At 38.1% G+C, this 3,414-nt stretch carries 3 protein-coding genes; all 3 read left to right on the top strand.

Annotated features, from left to right (window positions below; translation table 11 throughout):
- Positions 1-1,102 (top strand): lysine 2,3-aminomutase (gene ablA / locus ABY905_RS15285; RefSeq protein ID WP_372645427.1); only part of this gene is annotated, 1,102 nt, incomplete at its 5' end.
- Positions 1,090-2,157: a hypothetical protein gene (locus ABY905_RS15280; RefSeq protein ID WP_372645425.1), complete on the top strand. Its 1,068-nt coding sequence runs from the start codon at positions 1,090-1,092 to the stop codon at positions 2,155-2,157. The genes ablA and ABY905_RS15280, both read left to right, overlap by 13 nt.
- A partial coding sequence (locus ABY905_RS15275) for a MutS-related protein (protein WP_407936036.1) occupies positions 2,158-3,414 on the top strand: 1,257 nt, incomplete at its 3' end. It lies immediately after the preceding gene.

Below are 3,414 nucleotides of genomic sequence, written 5' to 3'. Positions count from 1 at the left end.
GGCAACATTGCGTATGGCTATTACACCCTATTATTTATCTCTAGTAGATGTAAATAATCCAGATTGTCCTGTTCGTAAGCAGGCTATTCCTACTGCATTGGAAGTTCATCATGCTGATGCTGACCTACTAGATCCATTGCATGAGGATGAAGATTCTCCAGTTCCTGGCTTAACTCACCGTTATCCGGATCGAGTATTATTCCTGATCACTGATATGTGTTCAATGTATTGTCGTCACTGTACTCGTCGTCGTTTTGCAGGTCAGTCTGATGCTTCTACTCCACAGGATAATATTGAGAAGGCAATTGAGTATATCAGAAATACACCTCAAGTTAGAGACGTTGTTCTTTCTGGTGGTGATGCTCTTTTGATTGGTGATGATAAATTAGAATATATCATTAGCTCATTACGTGATATTCCTCATGTTGAAATCATTCGTATCGGAACACGTACGCCTGTTGTATTGCCACAGCGTATTACCGAAGGATTGGTTAACATGATTAAGAAATACCATCCAGTATGGGTTAATACTCACTTCAATCACTCTGACGAGATGACTCCTGAGGCTAAAGCAGCGATTGCTCGTTTAGCTAATGCAGGTGTACCATTGGGTAACCAGTCAGTATTATTGAGAGGTGTTAACGACTGTGTTCATATTATGAAGAAATTGGTTCACAATTTGGTGATGAACCGTATTCGTCCATACTACATCTATCAGTGTGACTTATCTATGGGACTTGAGCACTTTAGAACACCAGTTTCTAAGGGGATCGAAATCATCGAAAGTTTACGTGGTCATACTTCCGGATTTGCAGTACCTACTTTTGTAGTTGATGCTCCAGGTGGTGGAGGTAAAATCCCAGTTATGCCCCAGTATGTTGTTTCTCAGAGTCCTTCTAAAGTGATTTTGCGTAACTTCGAAGGTGTAATCACAACTTATACCGAACCTAAAGGTTATACTGAAGATTGTCACTGTCCAGAATGTGCTGATCACAAACAGCCAGAAGGTGTCGCTTCTCTTCTTGATGGTAGTAGATTGGCAATTGAGCCATCGTTATTGCAACGTAAAGAGAGAAATAAAAAAGCTGAATGCCTTTTATAAAGGAAATAGAAAAATACAAAAGTCTATCCATTGTTGGACTTGAAAAAAATACCGGGAAGACCGAGTGTTTGAATTATGTGCTGTCGCGATTGAGCGGCAGCACTAAACAAATTGCTCTGACTTCCATTGGTATTGATGGGGAGAACTCCGACTTGGTAACTCAAACTCACAAGCCTGAAATTGAGGTTTATGAGGGGATGATTTTTGTGACTTCCGAATTGCATTATCAGCAGAAAAAAATGATCGCCGAAGTTTTGGATGTCAGTACACAATCGACCTCATTAGGTCGTTTGGTAACGGCAAAAGCAAAATCAAGCGACAAGGTGATGATCTCAGGTCCAGCTAGCAATGCAGCTATCAAGGACCTAATTATTCAAATGAAAAGCTTTGATGTTGATTTGACCCTTGTTGATGGGGCCTTATCGCGGAAGAGTTTGGGATCGCCAGCAGTTACCGAAGCCATGATTTTGGCTACTGGAGCAGCACTTTCGTCTAATATCCCACAATTGGTTTATAAAACCAATTATACCTATGATCTCATCAGCTTGAAGGCTGTAGAAGAAAATCTAAAAGAGCACCTTTTACCAATACAAAAAGGGGTTTGGGCTATTTCTGGAGAAGGAGAGCTTTTCGATTTAGAAATAGAATCTATTTTATTGATAGAAAAAGCAAAGGATAAACTCTTTACACAAGGGAATCGAATCTTCATAAATGGTGCGATTACTGATAAATTTTTGAACTTTTTAAGGATTCAGAAACAAATAAAAGATATTGAGATTATCGTTAGGGATTTTACGAGAATATTTGCCTCTCCCGAAACCTATTATGCCTTTATTAAAAGAGGTGGAAGGATTAAAGTCCTTCAAAAAACAAAGTTGATAGCGGTTTGCATCAATCCGGTATCACCAGATGGTTATTGTTTGAATTCAGACGAATTAAAGCAAGCAATGGAAGAAAAGCTGAAATTGCCAGTCTATAATGTAAGAGAATTAAACGGACACTTTGCGGAGCCTGTATTGAGCCCGTCGAAATGTGATTTAAGAATAGATCGATAAATGAAATTAAGAACTGCTATATCTCAAGTAAAAGGTCTTCAATATTTGGTGGAGAGTATGCAGCTGCAATCCAGTTTGGGAAAGCGCTACTTGCTCGATACGTTCATGATGTATCAGGCTAAAGAGATTAATCAGGAACTTGATTTGGTCAATCGTGCTTATTCAATTTTAAGAGGCAAAAAAGCAGGACTGATTCATAAAATTCAGACCAAACTCATGCAAGTGCGTGACATCAAAGGAAGCGTTAAAAATATCAAGTCAAACTTAGTTTTAGATGATATTGAGCTTTTCGAGATCAAATCTTTCGCACTCGTATCTTACGAGATACTTAAACTTCAGAATGAGTTTGAAACCACATTGATTGAGATTCCAGATTTGAATTCAATGATCTCAATTTTGGATCCTGAGAATAATAGGATTCCTTCATTCTATATTTACGATTCTTATTCTAGCGAACTAGCTGGTGTTCGAAAGGAGATTAAAAAGTTAAAGACTGCCATAAAAACTGATCCAGAAATGTATACTGGACAGAATTTAGAATCCTTACTAAGCCAATCAGAAGAAATTGAAGCAGAGGTTAGGGGCAAAATATGTGAGAAGCTTTATCCTTTCGCTAATGATCTGGAAAAAGCTCTGAATCAAGTGGCGCATCTCGATGTGATTGTCGCTAAAGCTATCCTTGCTGACAAATTGGACTTTACACGAGCTCAGATTACTGAATCCACAACTGAATACAAAGCGATGTTTCATCCTCAAATAAGGGAAACATTGGCTTTATCAAATAGAAAATTTCAAGCCATTGATATTCATTTAAATCACTCAGTTTGTTTTATAACAGGTGCTAATATGGCTGGTAAAACAGTTATTTTAAAAACCTTAGCACTTTGTCAATACCTGTTGCAGTTTGGTTTTTTTGTGCCAGCGCAATCGGCACAGGTTTCCTTGGTACATCGAGTTTTAGTCTCGGTAGGAGATGATCAATCAGAACAAAATGGCTTATCGTCTTTTGCTTCGGAAATGGTGAAAATCAATGAGATGGTTGAGTCATCAATTAACAAAGAGAATGTTTTAGTTCTAGTTGATGAATTGGCAAGAACAACGAATCCAATAGAGGGGAGAGCTATTGTGAATGCAGTGGCTGAAATTTTTAACGAGAACAAAACCTTATCAGTAATAACAACCCATTATAGTGGTTTGAATAAGGCTTGTCGTAAGTTGAGAGTTAAAGGTTTGGATAAAGACTTTAAGCCAGGAGAG

The sequence above is a fragment of the Ancylomarina sp. genome, from assembly GCF_041555295.1.
In the GTDB taxonomy this organism is placed as follows: Bacteria; Bacteroidota; Bacteroidia; order Bacteroidales; family Marinifilaceae; genus Ancylomarina.
This window is presented reverse-complemented; position numbering and strand designations above follow the sequence as displayed.

Bases quoted from the DNA above. Each gene is read 5' to 3' on its own strand.
- ABY905_RS15280 (WP_372645425.1), top strand. From the start codon at position 1,090: ATGCCTTTTATAAAGGAAATAGAAAAATACAAAAGTCTATCCATTGTT.